The sequence below is a fragment of the Pseudomonas sp. genome, assembly GCF_046581935.1.
Lineage (GTDB): Bacteria > Pseudomonadota > Gammaproteobacteria > Pseudomonadales > Pseudomonadaceae > Aquipseudomonas.
In genome coordinates, this window is record NZ_JAYGFK010000002.1 from 83980 (window position 1) to 106767 (window position 22788).

Annotated in this window: 21 protein-coding genes; 4 read left to right on the forward strand and 17 right to left on the reverse strand. The window is 59.1% G+C overall.

Going from position 1 to position 22788, the window contains the following annotated elements:
- Positions 1-2 precede the first annotated feature (2 nt).
- The 10 genes from VCA57_RS01900 to VCA57_RS01945 form a co-directional block, all read right to left on the reverse strand.
- Positions 3-950: an NTP transferase domain-containing protein gene (locus tag VCA57_RS01900; RefSeq protein WP_411183271.1), complete on the reverse strand. Its 948-nt coding sequence runs from the start codon at positions 948-950 to the stop codon at positions 3-5.
- 11 nt (positions 951-961) lie between these two features.
- Positions 962-2464, reverse strand: a complete 1503-nt coding sequence (locus VCA57_RS01905) for an aldehyde dehydrogenase family protein (RefSeq protein WP_411183272.1) — start codon at positions 2462-2464, stop codon at positions 962-964.
- Positions 2465-2482: 18 nt separating this feature from the next.
- Positions 2483-3535, reverse strand: coding sequence for an aminoglycoside phosphotransferase family protein (locus VCA57_RS01910; RefSeq protein WP_411183273.1), 1053 nt, complete (start codon positions 3533-3535; stop codon positions 2483-2485).
- A 4-nt stretch (positions 3536-3539) separates the two neighbouring features.
- Entirely contained in the window at positions 3540-3884 is a 345-nt protein-coding gene (locus VCA57_RS01915; protein WP_411183274.1) for a cupin domain-containing protein, read from the reverse strand.
- A gap of 63 nt (positions 3885-3947) precedes the next feature.
- Positions 3948-4313: a cupin domain-containing protein gene (locus VCA57_RS01920; RefSeq protein WP_411183275.1), complete on the reverse strand. Its 366-nt coding sequence runs from the start codon at positions 4311-4313 to the stop codon at positions 3948-3950.
- Positions 4306-5592: a nucleotide disphospho-sugar-binding domain-containing protein gene (locus VCA57_RS01925; RefSeq protein ID WP_411183276.1), complete on the reverse strand. Its 1287-nt coding sequence runs from the start codon at positions 5590-5592 to the stop codon at positions 4306-4308. Before VCA57_RS01925 ends, VCA57_RS01920 begins: the two co-directional genes overlap by 8 nt.
- Before the next feature lie 31 nt (positions 5593-5623).
- Positions 5624-6706 (reverse strand): ABC transporter ATP-binding protein, encoded by a 1083-nt coding sequence (locus VCA57_RS01930; RefSeq protein WP_411183277.1) that lies wholly within the window; start codon positions 6704-6706, stop codon positions 5624-5626.
- Positions 6696-7505: an ABC transporter permease gene (locus tag VCA57_RS01935; protein ID WP_411183278.1), complete on the reverse strand. Its 810-nt coding sequence runs from the start codon at positions 7503-7505 to the stop codon at positions 6696-6698. The genes VCA57_RS01930 and VCA57_RS01935 overlap by 11 nt, the downstream gene beginning before the upstream one ends.
- A complete protein-coding gene (locus tag VCA57_RS01940) occupies positions 7498-8361 on the reverse strand; it encodes an ABC transporter permease (RefSeq protein WP_411183279.1) in 864 nt (287 codons plus the stop codon). The genes VCA57_RS01935 and VCA57_RS01940 overlap by 8 nt, the downstream gene beginning before the upstream one ends.
- 91 nt (positions 8362-8452) lie before the next feature.
- Positions 8453-9505, reverse strand: coding sequence for a spermidine/putrescine ABC transporter substrate-binding protein (locus tag VCA57_RS01945; protein ID WP_411183280.1), 1053 nt, complete (start codon positions 9503-9505; stop codon positions 8453-8455).
- A gap of 182 nt (positions 9506-9687) precedes the next feature.
- Between VCA57_RS01945 and VCA57_RS01950 the strand changes: the two genes are divergently transcribed.
- The 4 genes from VCA57_RS01950 (at position 9688) to VCA57_RS01965 (ending at position 13916) form a co-directional block, all read left to right on the forward strand.
- Positions 9688-10617 (forward strand): FCD domain-containing protein, encoded by a 930-nt coding sequence (locus VCA57_RS01950; RefSeq protein ID WP_411183281.1) that lies wholly within the window; start codon positions 9688-9690, stop codon positions 10615-10617.
- A 220-nt stretch (positions 10618-10837) separates the two neighbouring features.
- On the forward strand, positions 10838-12121 hold the full coding sequence (locus VCA57_RS01955; protein WP_411183282.1) for a nucleotide disphospho-sugar-binding domain-containing protein: 1284 nt from the start codon (positions 10838-10840) through the stop codon (positions 12119-12121).
- 26 nt (positions 12122-12147) lie between these two features.
- Positions 12148-13542: an NAD(P)/FAD-dependent oxidoreductase gene (locus VCA57_RS01960; RefSeq protein ID WP_411183283.1), complete on the forward strand. Its 1395-nt coding sequence runs from the start codon at positions 12148-12150 to the stop codon at positions 13540-13542.
- A 20-nt stretch (positions 13543-13562) separates the two neighbouring features.
- The gene (locus VCA57_RS01965) at positions 13563-13916 is read left to right on the forward strand and encodes a cupin domain-containing protein (RefSeq protein ID WP_411183284.1); all 354 of its coding nucleotides are present in this window, start codon (positions 13563-13565) and stop codon (positions 13914-13916) included.
- A gap of 211 nt (positions 13917-14127) precedes the next feature.
- Here the strand turns inward: VCA57_RS01965 and VCA57_RS01970 are convergent, their stop codons facing one another.
- The 7 genes from VCA57_RS01970 to glnT form a co-directional block, all read right to left on the reverse strand.
- Positions 14128-15891 carry an EAL domain-containing protein gene (locus VCA57_RS01970; protein WP_411183285.1) on the reverse strand — a complete coding sequence of 588 codons (1764 nt, stop codon included), beginning with the start codon at positions 15889-15891 and terminating at the stop codon, positions 14128-14130.
- Positions 15869-16303, reverse strand: a complete 435-nt coding sequence (locus VCA57_RS01975; protein ID WP_411183286.1) for a response regulator — start codon at positions 16301-16303, stop codon at positions 15869-15871. Before VCA57_RS01975 ends, VCA57_RS01970 begins: the two co-directional genes overlap by 23 nt.
- 2 nt (positions 16304-16305) lie before the next feature.
- Complete coding sequence (locus VCA57_RS01980) at positions 16306-17775, reverse strand: sensor histidine kinase (protein WP_411183287.1); 1470 nt, start codon at positions 17773-17775, stop codon at positions 16306-16308.
- 441 nt (positions 17776-18216) lie between these two features.
- On the reverse strand, positions 18217-19539 hold the full coding sequence (locus tag VCA57_RS01985) for an FMN-binding glutamate synthase family protein (RefSeq protein ID WP_411183288.1): 1323 nt from the start codon (positions 19537-19539) through the stop codon (positions 18217-18219).
- Between the two features lie 78 nt (positions 19540-19617).
- A complete protein-coding gene (locus tag VCA57_RS01990) occupies positions 19618-20301 on the reverse strand; it encodes a protein glxC (protein ID WP_411183289.1) in 684 nt (227 codons plus the stop codon).
- Between the two features lie 67 nt (positions 20302-20368).
- Complete coding sequence (locus tag VCA57_RS01995; RefSeq protein ID WP_411183290.1) at positions 20369-21271, reverse strand: class II glutamine amidotransferase; 903 nt, start codon at positions 21269-21271, stop codon at positions 20369-20371.
- A 75-nt stretch (positions 21272-21346) separates the two neighbouring features.
- Entirely contained in the window at positions 21347-22681 is a 1335-nt protein-coding gene (glnT, locus tag VCA57_RS02000; RefSeq protein WP_411183291.1) for a type III glutamate--ammonia ligase, read from the reverse strand.
- Between the last annotated feature and the right edge of the window lie 107 nt (positions 22682-22788).

Sequence of the window (22788 nt, forward strand, 5' to 3'; positions counted from 1 at the left end):
GATCAGGCCGGCTCGTTCTCGACATGGGTGTATTCGAGTCGACTGAAGGCTGCAATTCGTGCGCCACCGGCAACGCTGACACCAGGACCGAAGACCACGCACGGCTCGATGCTGACGTCCGTCGCCAGTTCGGTGTCGGCACTGAAGAACACCGTATCCGCTGCCGCCAACGTCACCCCTGCGCGCATCGCTTGCTGCCGACAGCGCCGCTGGAAAACCTGCTCGGCGGCATGCAACTGCTCGCGATCGTTGACCCCTAGGATCTCCTCTTCGGCGACCTCGACCACCACCACTGATAACCCGGCATCGTTGGCCAGCATCACCGCATCGGTCAGGTAAAACTCGCCTTGGGCATTGCTGTTACCGATGCGCTCCAGCAGCCATAGACACTGATCAGCGCGAAAGCCCATCACACCGCCGTTGCACAGGTTGATCGCCAACTCTTGCGGGCTGGCATCCTTGGCCTCGCGAATCGCCCGCAAGCGCCCTTCCTCCACCAGCAAGCGGCCATAGGGGCCGGGCTGCTCCGTGGTGAAACCGGCCACCGCCACTGCCGCGCCATCGACCAGGGTTTGCCGCAGGCGTGCCAGGGTCTGTTCGCTAAGCAGCGGCGTGTCGCCGAACAGCACCAGCACGCAGCCCTCGGTATGCGCTTGCAGCGCTGGACGCGCCGCCAACAGCGCATGCGCAGTACCCAGCCGCTGACGCTGAACAAAGCACTGCGCATGCGGCGCGAGCTGTTGCACGTAATCAGCCAGCACCGGACTATCCGGCCCAATCACCACGGCCAGGCGCTCGACGCCCGCGCGCTCAACCGTGGCCAGCACATGGCCAAGCAACGGCCGGTTGCCAACCGGGTGCATGACCTTGGGCAGGCTGGAGCGCATCCGTGTGCCCTGCCCGGCCGCGAGGACCACCGCCAACGTGGGAAACAGCGCTTGCTCGCTCATTTTCGCCCTCCTCAGGCGCGGTAGAACTGGTCATCAGCGTAGGGATACCACCAGGACTGGATCTCCGGCTTGTGGTCGATGATCACCATCTTCGAGCGGCGGAAGGCATCCAGCCCCTGGCGGCCTAGCTCGCGCCCCATACCGGACATCTTCCAGCCACCGAACGGCAGCGCGTCGTTGTCAATTAGCGGGTTATTCACCCAGACCATCCCAGACTCCAGACGGTCAGCAGCCTCCATGGCCTCTTCCAGACTTGTGGAGAACAGCGAGGCACCCAGGCCGAAGGGCGAATCATTGGCCAGACGCACGGCTTCGTCGAAATCGGCAACCCGGCAAATGGCCGCCACCGGGCCGAAGCACTCCTCGTGGAAGATCGCCATCTCGGCGTTGACGCCAGTGAGAATAGTGGGCTCATAAAACCAGCCGGTCGGCTGTTGCGGCGGAATACGTCCGCCGCAGACCAAGGTTGCGCCCTTGGCCAGAGCATCCTCAACCAGGCGCACCACTTTATCGCGCGCCGCTTGACTGACCAGCGGACCAATCTCGCTGTGTTCCAGGCCATGGCCAATACGCAACTGGCGAGTACGCTCAGCGAAGCGCGTAACAAACGCGTCATGCACCTCGTCGACAACAAAGAAGCGCTCGGCCGACGTGCAGATTTGCCCAGTCAGGTGAAACGCCGCCGTGACTGCACCGGCAGCGGCAACTTCCAGCGGGGCGTATTTTGAAATAATCATGGGATCGCTGCCGCCGGCCTCAATCACCGCCGGTTTCATCCGCTCGGCGCAGGCCACAGCCACCGCCTTGCCCGCCGCCACGCTACCGGTGAACGCCACCGCATGGGTGCGCTCGGACTGCACCAAAAGTTGTGCGGTTTGCGCATCGCCCGGCACGCAGGCGACCAAGCCCTCGGGCAATACACGGAAGTGCTGCATGAATTTCAAGGTGCACAGGCTGGTGCTCTCCGCCGGTTTGATGATGCAGGCGTTGCCCGCTGCCAGCGAGGCAGCCACGGTCCAGCACATCAGCAGCAGCGGGAAGTTGAACGGCATGATGTGTACGCTGACGCCATAGGGCTCATAACGCACATGCTGGAAAGAACCCAGCTGGGTAGTACCGGCGACCTTGCCCGCTTCGTCGCGGGCCATTTCCGCGTAGTAACGAAAGATCGGCGCGCAGTTGGCCAGCTCGCCCATGGCCTCAGGGAAAGGCTTGCCCATTTCCAGGGTCATCAACCGCGCCACTTCGCGGTTACATGCCTCGTCGCTTTCAATCGCATTGGCCAGGCGGTGCAACAGCGCCGCGCGGCTCTTCGCATCGACCTGACGCCAGCGCTTCTGCGCAGCATTGGTTGCGTCGATGGCCGCCTGCACATCAGCAGCCTCGCACAGGCCGATGCTGCCAACTTGCTGCAGGCTCGCCGGGTCGACGATGCCGCGCAGGCGCTTGGTCAGCGGTGCCTGGTAATCGGGGTTAATAAAGCGCAGTGGCGTGTCACAAGCGAAGCTATTCATGGGTCATTCCTAGGGCAGTCAAAGAGTGGCCGCGCGTAATGCGGCGAGCGCATCTGGCGCTGGGCCGGCGCGCCAGCCGGTAAAGCGTTGATCGAGAAAATCCCGGAGCGGGTGCAGTGCCGGTGCATCGAGGGCACGCTGAAACAGCCGTTCGACACGCGGCAGGTGGTCGAGGTAGCCGAGCTTGCCGTCGCGTTGCGCCAAGCGCACAAAGATCCCCAGCACCTTGGCGTGGCGCTGCGCGGCGAGCACCGCGTAATCGGCCAGCAGGCGCTCGGCGCAAAGCTCCTGGCGCTGCGCCAGGTAGCGTTGCAGCAAATGCTGCTGCAGCGCTTCGGGTACATCGCGGCGGGCATCCTGCAAGAGCGACATCAGGTCGTAGGCAGCGGCGCCGTGCAAAGCGTCCTGGAAATCCAACAAACCACAGGCAGCCACGCCTAGGCGATCATCCAGCAGCATCAGGTTGTCGACGTGGTAGTCGCGCAGTACCACCACCTCGCGCCGCTCGGCCACCTCGGCGCAGAGTCCGGCAAACAGCGCCAGGTACTCGCTGCGCACATCCGCTGGGCACGCCTCGCCGCTAAGCAGCGACAAGTACCAATCACAAAAAAGCGCAAACTCGCTCGCCAGGTGCGCCGTGTCGTAAGCCGGTAACACTGCGCCCAGCCCCTGCGGAGCGCGGTGCAATTCGGCCAGGCAATCCACCGCCAGCTCATACAGCGGCTGCTCGACATGCCCTGCGGCCAGCAGCCGGGTGTACGTGTTGTGACCGAAGTCTTCGATCAGCGCCAGGCCCACCTCCTCGTCCGCTGCCAACACTTTTGGCGCGGACAACCCGACCTGTTGCAACAGCTCAGCCACACGCAGGTAGGGTGCCAACGGCTCGGCGACGGGTGGCGAATCCATCAGCAGCAGCCCGGCGTTAGTCAGGCGAAAGTAACGCCGCGCTGAGGCATCCGCCGCTAACGCCTGCAACGGCGTATCGGCCTGTCCCTGGCGGGCGAGGAAATCCCGCCGCTGCTGTTCACGAGCAGTTGCTGGGGCGATTGGGGTATGCAAGACCTGGCTCATATCATCACCGAATCATGTAGACCTTTTTCACCGTCTCGTGGACGGTGCAAACGCCTTTCCAATCCTTGGGGAAGAAGGCGGCGGTGTCCGGGGTTATCTCGATCACCTCACCGGATTCATGCACATAAGTGCAGCGGCCTTCGAGGAAGTGGCAGAACTCATCGCTGGTCACGTGGCAGAACCACTTGCCCGGCGTGCAGTGCCAAATGCCGCACTCAGACTCGCCATTCGGGCCTTTGTGCAGCACCACGCCGCAGATATGCGACTCACCTTCGAGCATGGTTGGGATGATGCCCCAGTCCTTGAGTTCGGTGACTTCCAGGGGACGGTGGATTACGGGAGTTGTCATGCTTGTGTACTCACTTTGTGCAAATAGCGCCGCCCCTTTATGGCCGCGGCAAAATACGCCGGATCAGACCAGCATGTAGGTATTGCGCAGGGTCTCGACGACCTCGCATTCGCCGGTCCAGCCGGCGGGGAACAGCACCAGGGTGTCCGCCGCGACCTCAATCACCTCGCCATTGTCACGGCGATAGATCGCCTGGCCGGAAAGGAAGTGGCACAGCTCGTCACGTGGGATGGACAGTTTCCAGGTGCCCGGGGTGCACACCCACAGGCCGACCTCAGGCATGTTGTTCGGGCCCTTGAACAGCAAGCGGCCGCTGGAGTGCGATTGCCCCTTGAGGGCGTCAGATTGGTAGCCCCAGTCGACCAAGTCGGCGTAGTCACGCGCGCCGACGATGCGCGGCGCGCTGGATTGCAGGATGGCTTCAGGCATTTTTGAGGATTCCGTCGAGGATATTGGCCGCGTCTTGCGGGCCTTTGCGCGAGGTCATGTACTCGCTGGTGCGTTTCAAACGTGCCTTCATGGCTTCGTCGCCGACACACAGCGCGAGTTTCTCGGCCAGCTCGGCGTGCTCCCAATTGCTGCGGTGCATACGGAAGCCGTGACCACTCTCTTCGGCGCGCATCGCGTTGTCATGGCCGTCCCAGACGTAGGGCATGACGATGGCCGGCTTACCGAAGTACAGACACTCGGTGAAGCTGTTGTTGCCACCGTGGTGGATCACCGCGTCAACCTGGGCGATCACCGATGGCTGGGGATACCAGTTAGAGATGATCACGTTGTCCGGTAGGTCGGGGTATTCCTCTAAATGCTCACCGACGTTAAACAGCGCGCGGTACGGCAGCTCGCCGACGCTGGCGATCAGGCGCTTGAGCAGGCCAACGTCGCCCGAGCCGAGGCTGCCGAAACTGACATAGAGCAGCGGCTTGTCGTTGTTGGCACGGAACTCGGGGATCTCGTAGGGTTTGTCCTGACGCACGCAGCCCTGCAAGTAGTGGAAGCGGCGACTCGGCAACGGGTAGCGGCGCTCGAACTTGACCGGGTCGGGGTAGAGCAGCAGATTCATCCACGGCGACTCCTCGAAGAAGGTGCCCAGCGGATAGGGGCGCTCGCCGCACTCGTTGAGGAAGTGGTTGAAATCGTCGTGGATCGGCGTGATGACTTCCTCGAACTTCGCGCGGAAGCGTGCATGGCCGGCTTTGTCAGCCACACTCATGCCGGACAAATAAGGCGGGATATCCGGGTCTTCAACCTCGTTCTCCGAGCAGGAGATGATTCGCACCCAGGGCTTGCCGTACTGCTTGATAGCCGGAAAAAGGATGACGTTGTCGACGCAGATCAGGTCCGGTTTGATCTGCTCGAGAATTGCCGGCAGCTCTTTCTGCGCCCACTTACTGGTATCAACAATGGCCGCCCAGCATTCCTTGACGTAGTTATCGAGCTGATCAATGGGTGCCTTGCTGAAGTTAGGAATATGACCGTTGATGAAGTCAGTCCAATAACGTGCCATTTCCTCAGCCGGCATCGGCTCGGACATGTTCACGTAGTACTCCTCAAAGCCGTAGGCGGAATAGACCCCGGTCATACCCGGATCGGTCAGAAATACTGCTTTATGCCCCAACGCCTCACAGGCCTGAGCAATACCCACGGAATTAAGTGCCGGACCGTAGGCGGCCTCGGGGAAGAAGGCGATGATTTTGCGTTCACTCATGATCTGGACTCCCAATGCTCTTTTTCTTGGTTCAGCAGGACAGGACGCGGGCATGCTGGGCGTTCCAGCCCAAACGAATCGGCATGCCGTTGGTGAAGGTGGTGAACTCGCGCTCCGAGGACGGCACACGCACAATCAGCGGCTTGGCCGACAGTGCAGTACGCACGTGCAGGTTGGTATCGAGGCCGTGGTAGGCCACCTCCACCACCAGCCCCTCGACCACGTTGTCGCAATGGCCGATCTCGCCGCCGAGCACCTTCAGGCGCTCCGGACGCAGGGTCAGGGCGATATCGCCGGGTGGTGCATCGAGCACGCTATCGATGCTCAGGCGCTGACCGCCCGCCTCGATCTGATTACCGCCGACACGCCGTCCTTCAATCAGGTTGCTGACACCGATGAAGTCAGCGACGAAGCGGTTGTCGGGCCGTTCATACAGGTCGTTAGGGCTGCCGCACTGGCTGACCTGACCATCTTTGAGCACGGCCATGCGATCGGCCATGACCAGCGCCTCTTCCTGATCGTGGGTCACCACGATGAAGGTAATGCCGCTCTCGTGCTGCAGACGCTTGAGTTCGAGCTGCATTTTTTCGCGCAGCTTTTTATCCAGCGCACCGAGCGGCTCATCGAGTAGCAGCACCCGTGGGCGCTTGATCAGCGCACGCGCCAGGGCCACACGCTGGCGCTGGCCGCCGGAAAGCTGGTCCGGGCGCCGCTTGGCAAAATCACCCAGTTGCGCGGTTTCCAGCATCGCGTCGACGCGCTGAGCGATCTCGTCCTTGGGCAGACGCTCCATTTCCAGACCGTAGGCAATGTTGCCGGCCACTGTCATGTTGGGAAACAACGCGTAGGACTGGAACATTAGGTTCAGCGGACGCTTGTTCGCCGGGATCGGCGAAATATCGCGACCGTCCAGGTAGATCTGCCCCGAGGTCGGCGTCTCAAAACCTGCAAGCATGCGCAGCAACGTACTCTTGCCGCAGCCGGACGGCCCGAGCAGGGCGAAGAACTCGTTCTCGCGAATACTCAGCGACACTTGGTTTACGGCGACCAGACCTTCGCCATAGCTCTTGCTGATCTTATCCAAGACCAGCACCGCCTTTTTCTCAGTCTTCATGCGTGGTTTGCACCTTGTTAAGCCGCTGGGAGGCGAACAGCGCGGTGAAGCTGACTAGCATCACCAGAGTTGCCAGGGCGTTGATCTCGGGGGTGACACCGAAGCGGATCATCGAGTAGATCTGCATCGGCAAGGTGGTCGAGGCGCTGCCCGAACCTGAGTTGAAGAAGGCGATGATGAATTCGTCCACCGACAGGGTGAACGCCAACAGAGCACCTGCCAGCACACCGGGAAAAATCGCCGGTAACAGCACCCGCCGCAGCGTGGTCGGCCAGTTCGCACCAAGGTCGATGGACGCTTCGAGCACCGAATAGTCGAAGTGCTTGAGCCGAGTACGCACCACCGCACAGACGAAGGCGATGTTGAACACCACATGGCTGAGGATGATCGAGTGCAGCCCCAGGCTCATCTTCAGCAGGTTAAAGAAGCTCAACAGGGCGATGGCCAGGACGATGTCAGGAATGATCATCGGCGCCATCAGCAAGGTGTCAGCGAGGTTGCCCGAGTTTTTGCCGCCGCGAGAGTGGGCACGCAGCTCCACGCCCAGCGCCAGCAACGTACCGAGCACACAGGCCAATAAAGTGGAAACCACCGCCACCAGCAGGGTATTCAACGCCGCATGCTGGATCGCCTGGTTGGCGAACAACGCGCCATACCATTTCAGCGAGACACCGCCCCAGGCAGTGGGCAAACCACTGTCGTTGAACGACAAGGTGATCAGCACCAGGATCGGTACATAAAGGAAGGCATATACCAGCCACAAGTGGCTGCCAAGCAACAGGCCAGCAGGATTACGCATGGCTGGCCCCCTGCGCACGGCGCGCCAATATCGCCTGAATAAACAGCAACAGCAGCATGATGGCGATCAGGATGAAGCTCAGTGCCGAACCGAATGGCCAATCGCGGGCGGTGAGGAATTGCGAATAAATCAGGTTGCCGACCATCAGCACCTGCTTGCCACCCAGCAGATCCGCAGTGATGAAGTTGCCGATACTGAGGACGAAGACGAACACTGAACCTGCGGCAATCCCCGGCACGCTGAGCGGCAGAATGACCCGGCGAAAGGTGGTCCAGCCAGAACCGCCGAGATCGTAGGAGGCCTCCCAAAGCTCGCCGTTGATCCGCGACAGCGAGGAGAAAATCGCCAGAATCACGAAGGGAATGTAGTTGTACACCAGCCCCAAGATCACCGCAGACTCGGTGTAGAGGATATTCATCAGATCGCTGGGCAACCCCAGCGAATCCATCAAGCCGGCAATCAGTCCCTTGCGGTTGAGCAGGACGATCCAGGCATAGGTGCGGATCAGATAGTTGCTCCAGAACGGCAGCATCACCAGAAACAGATACACCGCCTGGCTACGCCGTGGCGCGCGGGCAATGGCATAGGCTGCCGGGTAACCGATCAGGACGGCGAACAGGGTCGCCAGCCCGGCAATCTTCGCCGAGCGCAGGAGAATATCCAGGTACAGCGGGTCGAGCGCACGCTGATAGTTCTCCCAGGTAAAGACATAATCGATGCCGCCATAGGCACCGCGCTCCATAAAGCTGTAAACCAGCACCAGCAGGCACGGCAGCAGCAGAAACAAGGCCAGCCAGCCCGTCGCGGGCAGCAACAGCCAGGCCGACAAACGTTTGTCAGCGTGCAAGACACTCATGCGTGATTCCCCCAACCCCAAGCCAATGGGGTGGTATCGAACGTGGTAGGGGAAAGGGCGCGGCAGATACCGCCCCTTCCGAGCCGGCGCGTTACTGCGCGGCCATGATCTCGGTCACGGCGCGGGTGTAGGCCTTCTGCGTAGCGCCGCCGACATCACGCAACTGCTGCTGCAGAAACAGGTCGGCCGGTGCGATGCCAAGGTTCGGGTACTGGGCGTACAGCGCTTCGCTCAGCCCCTCCATGGCCGCCTGATTGGGCACCTTGTAGAGGATATTTTCGGCGACCCAGGCGTGGTTTTCCTTTTCCAGCATGAAGTTGACGAACTTGTAGGCTGCATCGAGGTTCTTGGAGTTTTTCAACACCACCATGGTGTCAACCCAAAGGTCGGAGCCTTCCTTGGGCACCACAAACTTGATGCTGGCGTTAGCCTGGGTGCCGTAGTTGCACCAGCCGTCCCAGGCGTGAGCCATCAGCGCTTCGCCGGAAACCAGTTTGGAGTAGAAGGTGGTGTCATCAAAGGAGAGCAACTGCTTCTTGGTCTGGATGAGCTGGTCGCGCACGGCCTGGATGTGCGCCGGGTCAGTCTCATTTACGCTCCAGCCATTGGCCAGGAAACCGGCACCCAGCAGCCAGCGATCGGTGGCCAGCATGGTTACCTTGCCCTTGAGCTCGGCGGATGGCTTGAGCAGGTCATTCCAGCTTGTGGGTTCAGGGCTGACCTTGTCCGAGCGGTAGCAGATCCCGGTAGTACCCCAGGTATAGGGCACGGAGAAGTGGTTACCTTCGTCATAGGCCAGCCGCTTGGCTTCCGGATAAAGGTTCTTCAGGTTTGGCACTTTGCTCGCATCAATATCGGCGAGCAGGCCTTGCTGATGCAGAATTTCGGCGAAGGGCGAAGAAACGAAGAGCACGTCATAACCATCACCGCCAGAGGCCATGACCTTACCCATGATTTCTTCGTTGGTAGCGTGCAGCGACTTGTCAGCATCAATGCCGGTCGCCTTTTGAAACTTTTCCAGCGCATCTGGGGCCATGTAGCCATCCCAGATGGATATGACCATGTCCTTGGCACTGGCAAATGGCGTAACCAGAGCGGCGGACAGGGAAAGACTGGCAAGCAACAGCGTTCTGCTTCTTTTCATGGAGGCGCACCTAACGATGGATTGTTGTTGTGTCGAAGGCAGCTAAAAAGTAAAGCAATGCATATGTCTTTTTTTTCAAATAAAAACCATAGATCAACCCGAGTCAACCATTTTCTGATTTCTTGTTGAGGAGTCATCGCTGTGGCATAAGGTGAGCCACCACCAATACGGGACCTTCAGGCTTGAGCACGCCCATAGAAAAGAAACCACGCACCAACCACTTGGAGCTGGCGCGACGAATCATCGAGTTCACCCAGGAAAGCGGCATGGCGACCGGCGATGCGCTGCCAGAACTGCAGCTCGCCCGAACCTTCCAGGTGTCCCGCACCCTGATTCGCGCCGGCCTCAATGTCCTCGCAGAACAAGGCCTGGCCGAACACCAGGCCGGGCGCGGCTACGCCTTGCTCGCCGACCCAAACAACCAGGAACTTAGCCACGCCCTGCCCCAGGGTGAAGAAGAGGAGCTTGCCGCCTCAATACTGCGCGACCGCATGGCCGGACGGCTAAGCAACAGCATTAGCGCCAGCGAAATCATGCGCCGTTACAGCATCAGCCGCTCAGCCGCGCAGAAGGCGCTAAGCCAGCTTTGCGAAGACCTGGTACTGGAACGCGGCCCTGGCCAGTCCTGGCTGTTTCGCCCACTGCTAAACAACCTCACGGCGCTAGAGGAAAGCCTGCACTACCGCATCATGCTGGAACCGGAAGCGCTACTGGCCCCAGGCTTTGAGGCCGACCGCTCACGCTTGTCACTGCTACGCAGCAGCACCGAGAGCCTGCTCGCCTGCGCCATCGAAGCATTCGATATTGAACAGTTTCGCGAACTGGACATCGGCTTCCACGAGCTGATAGCCAGCAGCTGTGGCAACCGCTTTATCGGTGACGCCCTACTCCACCATCAACGCCTGCGCCGCCTCCCCAACCTGCTGCCAATGGTCAGCGTGCATCGCCTGCAAGAGTCACTACGCGAGCATTTGCGAATCATCGAACAGATCGAACGCGGGCAACTGGAAATCGCCGCAGACCTGCTACGCCTGCACTTACGCCTATCCGCCGCGCAACGCCCGCAAACCGCCAATCGCGGCATCCCACAAGGTCTCAACCAGCGCCGATAAGCCCTGCACGCACCACACCTTGCAACATTGCTGCGGGCAGCAGACACGCTCACGACCGCAGCACAGCACTACAATCCCCGCCAATGCAGCGACCTGAAGCTCACTCAGCGCGCTGCACTTCACGCCCCAACAAAAATACCTGTACTTTTTAATAAAAAAATACATCATATAGAAAAATACAGGCCGGAAACCGGATATCCGGCCATGGAAGTGACTCGCTATGCCTAAAGAAAAACTTATCGCCCTATTCCCTGAAGCCAGCTTCGGTGCCGCGCTGAACTGTATAGGCATCGCCCAGGCGCTGCGTGAGCAAGGTGCTCGCCCGGTGTTCATTTGCCATGAGCATTTCCAGGGGCTATTTGATGAATACGGTTTTGCCGAGTACCCAATCCTGGTGGACAGCCCACTGTCGGCCGAAGAGCATCAGCACTACTGGGAGCGCTTTATCACGCGCAACATTCCCTACTTCGACCAACCGCCCCTAGAGCAAATAGAAAGCTACGTAGAGCCTGCCTGGGAGGCAATCATCGATACCGCCATCGAGGCGGAAAAACCCTTGCAACAACTGCTCGCGCGGCTCAAACCAGATGCCATCGTGCTCGATAACGTGGTGATGTTCCCGGCCATTGCCAAGGCCGGCTGCCCCTGGGTGCGGGTAATTTCCTGTGCCGAGACCGAACTGCCTGACGCCAAGGTGCCGCCTTACCTGTCCGGCGCTAGCGCCAGCGACCCCGAAGCCTGCCAGCGCTACTGGCAACGCTACGTCAAGGCCGTGGCACCGGCTCACGAACGCTTCTCGCGCTTTCTCGAAAGCCAGGGCCATAAACCCTGCGCGCCCGGTCTGTTCCTTGAGGAATCACCCTGGCTCAATTTGCTGCTTTCGCCTGCCCCGGTACGTTACCAGCGCCAGGTCCCGCTGGATCCGCAGCGCTTCGTCTACCTCGACGGCTGCGTCAGACGCGAAGCGCCCTATGTGGTGCCGGACTTCCCGCGCAATAACCACACACCACTGGTCTACCTCAGTTTCGGCAGCCTCGGTGCCGCCGACGTTGCCATGATGAAGCGCATGATTGAAGTCGCTGCCCACCTGCCCTACCGCTTCCTGATCAACGTCGGAGCCTACCGCGAGCAGTACGACGCGGTGCCGGACAACGTCTATCTGGACAGCTGGTTCCCACAGCCAGCCGTCCTGCGCGAATGCCAACTGTTCATCCACCACGGCGGCAATAACAGTTTCTGCGAAGCCCTTTACTACGGTTTGCCATCGCTGATCATCCCCTACTGCTGGGACGGCCATGACAACGCCCGCCGCGCCGAGGAAACCGGCGTCGGCCGCTACTTACCGCGCTTTGAAGATCCACTCGTCGCACTGCCCGAAGCCTTAAGCCAATTACTCGACGACCAGGCCATGCGCACGCGCCTGCAACAGGCCAGCGCGGCCATGCAATCGTCACGGGGCACCGAGGTGGCCGCACGCGCCATCCTCGCCCTGCCCCGTTCCTGAAACAACACCTCCTGGAGCCGACCGCCATGCCGTCTGCCGCACTCGCCAGCCTCGCCCACACCCTACCTCAGCCTTATTGGCTGGATAGCCACACCAAGGCCGAGGACTTCACCCGTTATGTTGGCGAGACAAGCTGCGACTTGGTGATCATTGGCGGCGGCTTCACTGGGCTGTGGACCGCACTGCTGGCACGCCAGCGTCACCCCGAGCAGCGCATCATTCTGCTCGAAGCACAGGCCTGCGGTGGCGCAGCCAGCGGGCGCAACGGTGGCTTCTGCGCACCGAGTATCTCCCACGGCGTATCCAATGCACTCAAGCGCTGGCCGCAGGAAGCCGAAACCCTGATCCGCCTCGGCCGGGAAAACCTCGACGAACTGCAACACGACATCGACCGATTCGGTTTACAGGTTGAGTTCGAGCGTCAGGGCAAGCTCAGTGTCGCCACAGAACCCTGGCAAGTTGCGGGGCTGCGCAGTCTGGAACAGAAATACCGGCGCTTTGGCATCGCCTGCCAATACCTGGAAGGCGACGCCCTCAAGGAGCGGCTCGACTCCCCCCTCTATGTTGCCGGCCTGTTCGAGGACAATTACGCCCTGCTCAACCCAGCGAAGATGGCTCACGAACTGCGGCGCGCCTGCCTGGCCCAAGGCATTGAAATATACGAACACAGCCCGGTCGAAGCCCTGCAGCCGCATGCTGACCACGTGGCGCTACAGACCGCCTATGGCCGCATCAAAAGCCAACGTGTGGCTCTGGCGACCAATATCTTCAGTGACCTGCTGCCACACTTGAAGTCGACGGTTATCCCAATCTACGACTACGCATTGACCACCGAACCATTGAGCCAAGAGCAACTGCGCAGCATCGGCTGGACCGGCCGCTACGGTATCGCCGACTCCGGCAACCAGTTCCACTACCTGCGCAAGACCGCCGACAACCGCATTCTTTGGGGCGGCTATGACGCTGTTTACCCCTTCGCCAGCCGCCTTGACGAAGGCCTGACCCAGCGCCCGGAGACCTTCGTGCGCTTGGCCGAACAGTTTCAGCAAACCTTCCCACAACTGGCCAACGTCAACTTCAGCCACGCCTGGGGCGGCATCATCGACTCCTCCGCACGCACCACGATGTTCACCGGCAGCCAGGCGGATGGCCGCATCGCCTACGCGCTGGGTTTCACTGGCCAAGGTGTGTCAGCCAGCCGCTTCGCGGGCAGCGTTCTGCTCGACCTGTTGGCGGGTGCAAAAACCGAACGCAGTAGCTTACGCATGCTCACTCGCACGCCTGTGTCCTTCCCGCCTGAGCCGCTGCGTTACCTCGCCGTGAGCCTGGCACAACGCGGCCTGGCCCAAGAGGACCGGACCGGCAAACGCAACCTGCTTCTGAAGACATTCGACGCCTTTGGCGTCGGCTTCGATTCCTGAACCGCGACGAGATACCCAGCATGACCCAGCACGTCATCAACTTCGCCAATCCACAGCTACAAGCCATCGAACGGGAAATCGCCGACCCGGCTATCGTTGATGCCCCTTACCAGAGCCAAACCTGGAGACACTTCGCCAGCCCCGAGCGCGGCCTGACTGCCGGCATCTGGCAAGCCGGCGTACACAAAGAGCGCTGCGTATGCGATTACGACGAGCTGTGCCACATCATCGAAGGCCAGGTACGCCTGACAGACGAAGCCGGCAGCAGCCAGGAGTTCGGCCCCGGCAGCACCTTCGTAGTGGCCGCCGGCTTCAAAGGCACTTGGGAAAACCTTACGCCAGTGCGCAAGATCTACATGATTGCGGGAGCCTAAGCGCCAACCTTTGAGCGACCACTAAAAGACAAGTCACTGGAGTGGCTTGTTACTCATGGCGCGGACTTAGAAAGCTGCAACTGACGCACAAGCTGAATCACCGGTAAAAACCTGACAGCCCCGTGCGCTGGCCACACAAGTTAGAGGGTGGGGCAATAGACGGGTCCAGCCTGTCAGGCAACCAGAGCCCAAAACGACAAAAGACGCTCGGCTATTTACGCAACAAAGCCTTGTTGTCATTCCAAGCGGTCAGCCATTCAGCAACGAGTTTGCCCAACATCGGACGCGCAATCCCATAGCCCTGGCCTTTATGGCACCCGAGCGCCAGCAGCTTGGCGGCATCATCAAGGTTCTCTATACCTTCAGCTACAGCAGCAATAGCAAAACCATTGGCCAGTTGGGCGATGGAACGAACAATCACACTGTCACGCGAACCTTCTTTAAGTTCGGCCGTAAATGCCATATCCACTTTGATTTCTGAAACATCCAACTGGCGCAGGTATTTAAACGAGGTAAACCCTGCACCGAAATCGTCAATGGATATACGCACGCCGGCACCGATTAGTTCGTCCAGGGTTTTCTTCGCCCTTTCAACGTTGGACATAAGTGCCGTTTCGGTCAGTTCTAGCGTGAGTAGATGTGTCGGCAGCCCACGAACTTCCAGCTCGCGCAGCACGCACTGCGCCAAGGTTGTGTCATCAAGCATGCGCGCAGAGATATTCACAGAAACGGTAAGCATTAGGCCCTGCGAGCACCAGAGCAGGGCTTGGTCTAGCACCGCACCTAGAACCCAATACGTCAACGGCCGGATTAGCGGGGAGCGCTCGGCCAAAGGGATAAATACCCCAGGAGGTACAATCTCTCCCTCCGGGGTTCGCCAACGCACAAGCGCCTCGAAGCCATCAACAGCGTAAGTGCTCAGATCCATGATCGGTTGGTATTCAACAAACAGCTCTTGGCGTTCAATAGCCAGCCGCAGACGATCACTTTCCGGTGCCGGAAGTTGGCGCATGGAGTCCATACCTTCGGCGTATATAAGACACAGGTTGGCGCTGTTTTTGGCCGCATACATCGCCCAATCAGCCTTGAGCAGCAGCGTCTGTAAGCAGTCGCCTTGTGAGGGATACAGCGCAATGCCGATTGAGGACTCAATAATGACTAGGTGTTCGCCAATAGAGATAGGCTTGCGCACGGCCTCAGTGATTTTTTCGGCAACATGTAAAGCCACCTCAGGGGGCGAAGCCTCTGATAGTACGATCGCAAATTCATCGCCACCAAAGCGTGCAACCGTATCAGCTCCCCGCAGAATCGCTTGAATGCGCTCCCCCACCGTCGCCAGTACCATATCTCCGGCCCAATGACCGAAGCTATCGTTCACATTTTTAAACAGATCAAGGTCAATCTGCATGATGGCGAACGTTTGGCCTCTGCGCGATGCGGACTGCAACGTTTGCTCGGCCCGATCAAAAAACAGTGCACGGTTTGGCAGCCCAGTTAACGTGTCGTAAAAACTTAGGTATTCAAGCCGCTCTCGCTCGGTTTTTAACTCACGCTCCAGACGAAGGCGCTGCTGGCTATTGATCAGAATGCTATCTATCAGACCAACCTGTAACTGCATCTTGGAGATAAAGTCATACGCGCCACTCTGCATGGTTTGCACGACCAGACGCTCATTGTCGCTGCCGGTGATAATAATGACCGGGACATAGGATCGCGAACTGTCCTTGATCTCATGCAACAGTTCAGTGCCGGTACTACCGCCGATGTGGTAATCCAAAAAAATACAGTCAAAATCATTCGCGGCCAGAAGAGCCCGCGCATCCCCCAGCGTCGCAGATTCCGTCACCGTACACGCGACACAACTCTTTGCTAAGACACGGCAAATACGCTCGCGGTCGACATCATCATCATCAACTACCAACAAGCGCATCGCTGTTTTTTCTGCAGCGGCATCAAGCGAGTGTAATGGCGGCATCATAGGACTTCAGCAGATTGGCAAGATTGGAAAGTTGGCTGCCCAAGGCGGTTTTCACCATGTAGCCGGCAATACAACTGTGATAAGCCCTTGTGCGGTCTTGATCAGCATCAGAAGTTGTCAGCACAAATACGACTGTGGAACGAAGTATGGGGTCGGCCCGCAGGGCTTCGAGAAACTCAAAACCGTCCATAACGGGCATATTAAGGTCCAGCAATACGATGGTGGCCTTAGGCAACACCCCGTGCGGGCCAATACCGCGCAGCGCATCTAAGCCTTCGGCCCCATTGGCAGCCGTATAAAGCGGGTAATCGAGGCCATTCTTTCTTAAGTTGCGCATCGCTGCTTCAGCGGCAACATCATCATCTTCAATTAATAGAATTGAGAATCCATTTTTATGTCTCTGCGGCACAGTTAGTCTCCTTGTTTACCAGGCTGAGTATTGGGCCAGCTCACACGGAATGTGGCTCCACGCAGCCCAGTCTTAGACTCAACAGTAATCCAGCCGCCGTGCGCTTCCGTTAAACGCTTGGAGACGGCCAAACCTACCCCGGAACCTTGTCGTTCACTCGACGACGCAGTCTGAAATAACTTGAAGATACGTTGTTGCGCATGCTCAGGAATGCCAGGGCCGTCATCACCAACCGAAAATTCAATAAACTTTCCTTTGTCACACACGCCGACAGTCAACATCCCCTCATTGCGATCATGATGCTTCACCGCGTTAGCTATCAGGTTGCGCAGCACCGTATCAATAGGCGTACGTGCCGCATGCATGATCAAAGGTTCAATATTTAATTTGACGTCAAAACCTGCCGGTAAAGGCTGCAGCTCAAATATCCGTGCAACTAGATCTCGTACATCAATGCGTGAAATTTCCGCATCTGCCGAGCCCGCACGAGCATATTTCAATAAATCAGCAATCAAATATTCGAGCCGCTCTACGCGCAGTTGTGCACGCTCAATATTTTTCACCGCCTTCTCGTTGGGAGTCTCTTGAATATCCTCTTTGATCCACTCCAGCAGATCGGCAATGCCGCGTAGAGGCGAGCGTAGGTCATGCGAGGCAACATAAACAAACTGCTCAAGCCCCTCGTTGGCACTCAGCAGCTTGAGCTCAACTTTTTTACGCTCGGTGATATCAACAATAGTGGCCATGACCTGTCGACCATCGAACAAATCAATCGGGTTCAGACCAATCTCAACTGGAAACTCAGTCCCATCAAAACGGGCAGCATAAAGGTCGCGCCCTGCGCCCATGGCTCTGCTGGTGGGATTGGTGAAAAAACTCCTCACTTTCTCTGGGTGTCCAAAGCGCATTCGCGCGGGCAGCAATACTTCAATTGGCTGTCCGATAAGGTCATGGCGCGAATACCCAAACAGGCTTTCAATTTTGTAATTGACCAACGTGATACGGGCATTCTCATCGACCATCACAATGCCCGTGGGAGAAGCCTCCACAACAGCATTGAACTGATCACGGCTACGTGCAATTTGCTTCTCGGCAGTCTTTCGCTCAGTGATATCAACAATGGTGGCGAGCACATGCGGGCCATCCTCAGTGTCCACCGGGGTCAGGCCAATCTCTACCGGGAATTCTTCGCCATCCCTACGGGTCGCATACAAGTCTCGCCCGGCCCCCATAGAACGCACAGAGGGATTATTGAAAAAAGCGCGAACTTTGCCGGGATGGGTTGCACGGACGGACTGGGGTAATAACAACTCAATCGGTTGCCCTAGAAGTTCTGCTTCCGCATAGCCAAACAGCCCAAGCAAGTGTCGATTCACCAGCACAATGGTGCCATGCGGATCAACCATAACGATGCCCGTAGGCGCGGCGTCCACAACAAGCCGGAAATGATCGTTGGATGCAGAAAGGGGCATGGGGGTTCCTGTTAGCGAGGTATCAATGCCCGTAGTGACTTGCCACAACAAAGGCCGCCGAGAGGGATCAGACTTTCGAAGAACTCATACAGTCACTGAAAATGTGAGTCACTTCACAAAATCTCGCAATCTCCTGAGACACTAAACATCCTCAAATGGATTTACAACCATACAAAAAACAAGGGTAAAAGTCGGCATCTGTGCTGAACGAGATCTTTAGAGTGCATAAAAATGTAGGCCCTGAAAAAGCTGCCTAATATTGGTAAACGATCTAACCCGCCGGCCAGATTTAATAAATGAAATGACCTTCTCCAGCTGCAACCTCCCCCACCCGAGTCGCGTGCTCAACGGTAGGCCGACCTAGAAGGTCGTTGCCAAACCCCGAGCACAAAAAAGGGCCGCAACGTCAAGCGTTGCGGCCCTTTTTTACCCGCGAGCAGCCTAGTACTGCTGTCCTGGCACCCAGTTGGTGCCGGCCAATGGCACACGGGCCATGGCGGCGGCTTCGACGGTGAGGGCGACCAGGTCCTCAGGGTCAAGGTTGTGTAGGTGGGATTTACCGCAGGCGCGGGCCATGGTTTGCGCTTCTAGCACCAGCACGCGCAGGTAATTGGCCAAACGCCGGCCACCGGCGACGGGGTCGAGGCGCTTGGCCAGTTCCGGGTCTTGGGTGGTGATGCCGGCAGGGTCGCGGCCGTTCTGCCAGTCGTCGTAGAAGCCAGCGGCAGAGCCGATTTTTTTCAGTTCTTCATCCAGGCTCGGATGATTGTCGCCCAGGGCGATCAGCGCGGCGGTGCCAATGGCCACGGCGTCAGCGCCCATGGCCATGGCCTTGGCGACGTCAGCACCGGTGCGAATACCACCGGAGACAATCAGCTGCACCTTACGGTGCATGTCCATCTCCTGCAGGGCCTGCACCGCTTGCGGGATGGCCGAGAGAATCGGGATGCCGACGTGCTCGATAAACACTTCCTGGGTGGCTGCCGTGCCGCCTTGCATTCCATCGAGGACGATCACGTCGGCACCGGCCTTCACCGCCAGTTTGACGTCGTAGTACGGACGGCTGGCACCGATTTTCACGTAGATGGGTTTTTCCCAGTCGGTGATTTCGCGCAGCTCGGCAATCTTGATCGCCAGGTCGTCCGGGCCAGTCCAGTCGGGATGGCGGCAGGCACTGCGCTGGTCGACGCCAATCGGCAGCGTACGCATACCGGCAACCCGCTCGGTCACTTTCATGCCCAACAGCATGCCGCCGCCGCCGGGTTTGGCGCCCTGGCCGAGAACGATCTCGATGGCATCGGCCTTGCGCAGATCGTCCGGGTTCATGCCGTAGCGTGATGGCAGGTACTGGTACACCAAATGCTGCGACTGACCGCGCTCTTCCGGGGTCATACCGCCATCGCCGGTAGTGGTGCTAGTACCGGCAATGGTCGCGCCACGGCCGAGAGCTTCCTTGGCCTGGGCGGACAACGCACCGAAGCTCATACCGGCAATGGTCACCGGGATCTTCAGGTGGATCGGTTTTTTCGCGAAGCGGTTACCGAGGATCACGTCAGTGCCGCACTTCTCGCGATAGCCCTCCAGCGGGTAGCGCGACATGGAGGCGCCGAGCAGCAGCAGGTCGTCGAAGTGCGGCACTTTGCGTTTAGTACCACCGCCACGAATGTCGTAGATGCCGGTTTCGGCGGCACGCTGGATTTCCTGAATGGTCAGACGGTCGAAGGTGGCGGACTCGCGCAGCACCGGAGGGTATTCGTTACTCATAAAAAGGCTCCTTTGAACGGGGTCGGTGGACGCGGCGGCACACGCTTGGCCTGACCGCCTCCACAACAAAATGCGCAATCAGTACGCCGAGGCGTTGTCGACCTCGAAGTTGTAGAGTTCGCGGGCCGAGCCATAGCGTTTGAAGCTGGCTGGGTCTTCGTTGAAGCCGGCACGATTAAGCAGCTCTTTCAGCTCTTCCAGGTGCTCGGCACGCATCTCTTTGGCGATGCAGTCAGAGCCCAGCGACTTGACCGTGCCTTTGACGTAAATCCGCGTTTCATAGAGCGAATCACCCAGCGCATCGCCAGCGTCACCGCACACCACCAAACGCCCGGCCTGGCCCATAAAGCAGCTCATGTGGCCGATATTGCCGCCCACCACAATGTCGATGCCCTTCATGGAAATCCCGCAACGCGCGCCCGCATCACCCTCAATAACCAGCAGGCCGCCATGCGCGGTAGCACCGGCCGCCTGCGAGGCGCTGCCTGTGACGCGTACCACGCCCGACATCATATTTTCCGCCACGCCTACGCCGACGTTGCCATGTACGGTGATGCAGGCCTTCTGATTCATGCCCGCGCAGTAGTAACCGGCATGCCCCTCAACATCGATGCTCAAAGCCTCGTTCAAGCCAACGGCGAGGTTGTGCTTACCGCCGCTGTTGGTCACCCGCCACTCGCGCTCCTCAAGCTGTTTAGCCTGGTCATGCAGCGCCTGGTTGAGATCGCGCACGGTGGCACTGGAAAGGTCGATGGTCTTCATTAATTCGTCTCCAAAAGTCAGTCAGCCAGAGGATCGCCGCGACCTTACGCAGCGGCTCCAAGTGGGCTCAAGCGCTGCGTTCCCAGATGTACATGGTGGCCGGCTCTGGCTCCCATACCTTGGCTTTATCAATGCCTGGCAGACCGGCAAGGGCCTGGTATTCCGAAGCCATGGCCACGTAGTCGTCCGTCTCCGCAAGGATCGCCGGCTTGCAGGCGATTGGGTCACGGATCACCGCAAAGCCATCACGCGTACCAATGGCGAAGGTGAAGAAGCCGTCGAGGTCTTCCAGCGAATGATCCAGGGCTTGTTTCAGCGAGTCGCCTTCACGCAAGCGCCAGGTCAGATAACCAGCCGCCACTTCGGTGTCGTTGTCGGTCTCGAACTCAATGCCGTGGCGACGCAGTTCCTGACGCAGGCGGAAGTGATTGGACAGCGAGCCGTTGTGCACCAGGCACAGGTCCTGGCCGGTGGAGAACGGGTGACTGCCTTCCATGGTTACCGCGCTTTCCGTGGCCATGCGGGTGTGACCGATGATGTGGCTACCCTTCATCTTGGCCAGCGAAAACCGCTCGGAAATATCCTTGGGCAGGCCCATGCCTTTGAGAATTTCAATGCTTTGGCCGACGCTCATTACCCGTACAGCCGGTGCCAGTTCGGCTAGCGCAGCGCGGATTGCGCCCTCTTCAGCGTTGGTTTTAAGCACCGCGGCGCTGGCGTTTTGAAACCAATCCAGAGAGCAACCTAGACGCCCTTCCAGCGCGCCCATCAGCGCCTTGAAGTCATAGCCGGCGTCAGTGCTCTGCAGCGTCAGCTTGATCCAACCATCCTTGACCTCATCACCATAAATGGCGAAGCCGGCACTGTCCGGGCCACGGTCAGTCATGGCCAGCAGCATCGGTTCAAACAAGGCCCCGAGCTGCGACTCCAGCGCCGAGTTCTTCAAATACAGCCCTACGATTCCACACATAAACGTATCCTCATTGCCGCCCCTCTGGAGCGCTGTCAATGGCTGATGCAATTGCCCAACGCAGTGGGCAATCGGCTAGAAAAATTCGGTGTAACGCTCGATTTCCCAGTCGGAAACGTGGCGGCTGTACTCGACCCATTCCATGCGCTTGAGCTTGACGAACTCGCCGACGACTTCCTGGCCCAGTACCTCGCGGAACAATGGGTCGGCGTCGAGCGCGTCGCAGGCTTCCTTGAGCGATTGCGGCAGGGTCTCGATGCCGCGTGCGGCGATCTCTTCCAGGCTCAGGCTGTAGAGGTTTTCGTTGCAGGCCGCGCCCGCGTCGAGCTGACGGTCGATGCCGTCAAGGCCGGCGGCGATGATCGCGGCACTGACCAGGTAGGGGTTGCAACCGGCGTCCGGCAGGCGGAACTCGATACGCCCATAAGGGATGCGCAACATCGCCGAACGGTTGTTGTCGCCGTAAGCGATAAAGGCCGGAGCCCAGGTTGCCCCGGACAGCGAGCGACCAACCACCAAGCGTTTGTATGAGTTCACCGTGGGCGCAGCGAAGGCGCACAGCGCTGGGCCGTGGGCCAGCAGGCCGGCGAGGAAGTGATAGGCCATTTTCGACAAGCCCATACCGCTGGGGTCGCTGGCGTCATGGAACAGGTTTTTGTTGGTGGCGCTGGCGATGGACAGGTGGAAGTGCATGCCATTGCCGGCCCGGCGCGGGTCAGGCTTGGGCATAAACGAGCAGATCATGCCAAGGTCGTTGGCAATCTCGCCGGCCGCCATGCGGAAGAAGGTAAAGCGGTCCGCCGACTCCAACGCATCGCTGTAGGTGTAATTGATCTCGAACTGGCCGCAGGCATCTTCATGATCGATCTGATAGATATCGAACCCGACCGGCTGCAGCGACTCAGTGAGCTTTTCCAAAAAAGCCCGCGAACGCGACAGGCCTTTGTAGTCGTAGCAAGGTTTTTCCAGCTTGTCGCTGCCGTCCACCGCACACAACTTGCCCTCGGCATCACGGCGAAACAGGCTGAACTCTGGCTCCAAACCGGTATTCAAGGTCCAGCCACGATCAGCCAGGCGCTGCACCTGTTGTTGCAGCACATGACGTGTGTCGTAGGGATGCGGCTGGCCATTGACGTGGCCAACGCAGACCACCCGGCCATAACCCGGCTGCCAAGGCACCGGCATCAGCGTGGACAGATCTCCACGCGCCATAAAGTCAGGGCCATGGGGTTCCATGCCCATTCCCCAAATGGCGAACCCGGCAAACCCGGCGCCCTCTTCGGCCACCGTATGCAGACCGGACACCGGCACCGACTTGGTTTTGGCAGCACCGTGGATATCAACAAACTGGGCCAGCACGTACTTGATGCCATGCTGGTCGATAATTTTCTGGGTCTCACTGGGCAACATGGGTTTTGACCTCCGGTTGTGCCGCCATTTATTCCGCTCAGGAATTTTAATTTCCCCAAAAGAAATGCAAGCAGCTTGCCAACCTTGTCGCCCCCGCTGAAAGGCCC

Bases quoted from the DNA above. Each gene is read 5' to 3' on its own strand.
- VCA57_RS01915 (WP_411183274.1), bottom strand. From the start codon at position 3,884: ATGACAACTCCCGTAATCCACCGTCCCCTGGAAGTCACCGAACTCAAG.
- VCA57_RS01990 (WP_411183289.1), bottom strand. From the start codon at position 20,301: ATGAAGACCATCGACCTTTCCAGTGCCACCGTGCGCGATCTCAACCAG.
- VCA57_RS01935 (WP_411183278.1), bottom strand. From the start codon at position 7,505: ATGCGTAATCCTGCTGGCCTGTTGCTTGGCAGCCACTTGTGGCTGGTA.
- VCA57_RS01970 (WP_411183285.1), bottom strand. From the start codon at position 15,891: ATGCCGCCATTACACTCGCTTGATGCCGCTGCAGAAAAAACAGCGATG.
- VCA57_RS01925 (WP_411183276.1), bottom strand. From the start codon at position 5,592: ATGAGTGAACGCAAAATCATCGCCTTCTTCCCCGAGGCCGCCTACGGT.
- VCA57_RS01960 (WP_411183283.1), top strand. From the start codon at position 12,148: ATGCCGTCTGCCGCACTCGCCAGCCTCGCCCACACCCTACCTCAGCCT.
- VCA57_RS01930 (WP_411183277.1), bottom strand. From the start codon at position 6,706: ATGAAGACTGAGAAAAAGGCGGTGCTGGTCTTGGATAAGATCAGCAAG.
- VCA57_RS01920 (WP_411183275.1), bottom strand. From the start codon at position 4,313: ATGCCTGAAGCCATCCTGCAATCCAGCGCGCCGCGCATCGTCGGCGCG.
- VCA57_RS01940 (WP_411183279.1), bottom strand. From the start codon at position 8,361: ATGAGTGTCTTGCACGCTGACAAACGTTTGTCGGCCTGGCTGTTGCTG.
- VCA57_RS01985 (WP_411183288.1), bottom strand. From the start codon at position 19,539: ATGAGTAACGAATACCCTCCGGTGCTGCGCGAGTCCGCCACCTTCGAC.
- VCA57_RS01995 (WP_411183290.1), bottom strand. From the start codon at position 21,271: ATGTGTGGAATCGTAGGGCTGTATTTGAAGAACTCGGCGCTGGAGTCG.
- VCA57_RS01945 (WP_411183280.1), bottom strand. From the start codon at position 9,505: ATGAAAAGAAGCAGAACGCTGTTGCTTGCCAGTCTTTCCCTGTCCGCC.
- VCA57_RS01955 (WP_411183282.1), top strand. From the start codon at position 10,838: ATGCCTAAAGAAAAACTTATCGCCCTATTCCCTGAAGCCAGCTTCGGT.
- VCA57_RS01965 (WP_411183284.1), top strand. From the start codon at position 13,563: ATGACCCAGCACGTCATCAACTTCGCCAATCCACAGCTACAAGCCATC.
- VCA57_RS01910 (WP_411183273.1), bottom strand. From the start codon at position 3,535: ATGAGCCAGGTCTTGCATACCCCAATCGCCCCAGCAACTGCTCGTGAA.
- glnT (WP_411183291.1), bottom strand. From the start codon at position 22,681: ATGTTGCCCAGTGAGACCCAGAAAATTATCGACCAGCATGGCATCAAG.
- VCA57_RS01980 (WP_411183287.1), bottom strand. From the start codon at position 17,775: ATGCCCCTTTCTGCATCCAACGATCATTTCCGGCTTGTTGTGGACGCC.
- VCA57_RS01905 (WP_411183272.1), bottom strand. From the start codon at position 2,464: ATGAATAGCTTCGCTTGTGACACGCCACTGCGCTTTATTAACCCCGAT.
- VCA57_RS01900 (WP_411183271.1), bottom strand. From the start codon at position 950: ATGAGCGAGCAAGCGCTGTTTCCCACGTTGGCGGTGGTCCTCGCGGCC.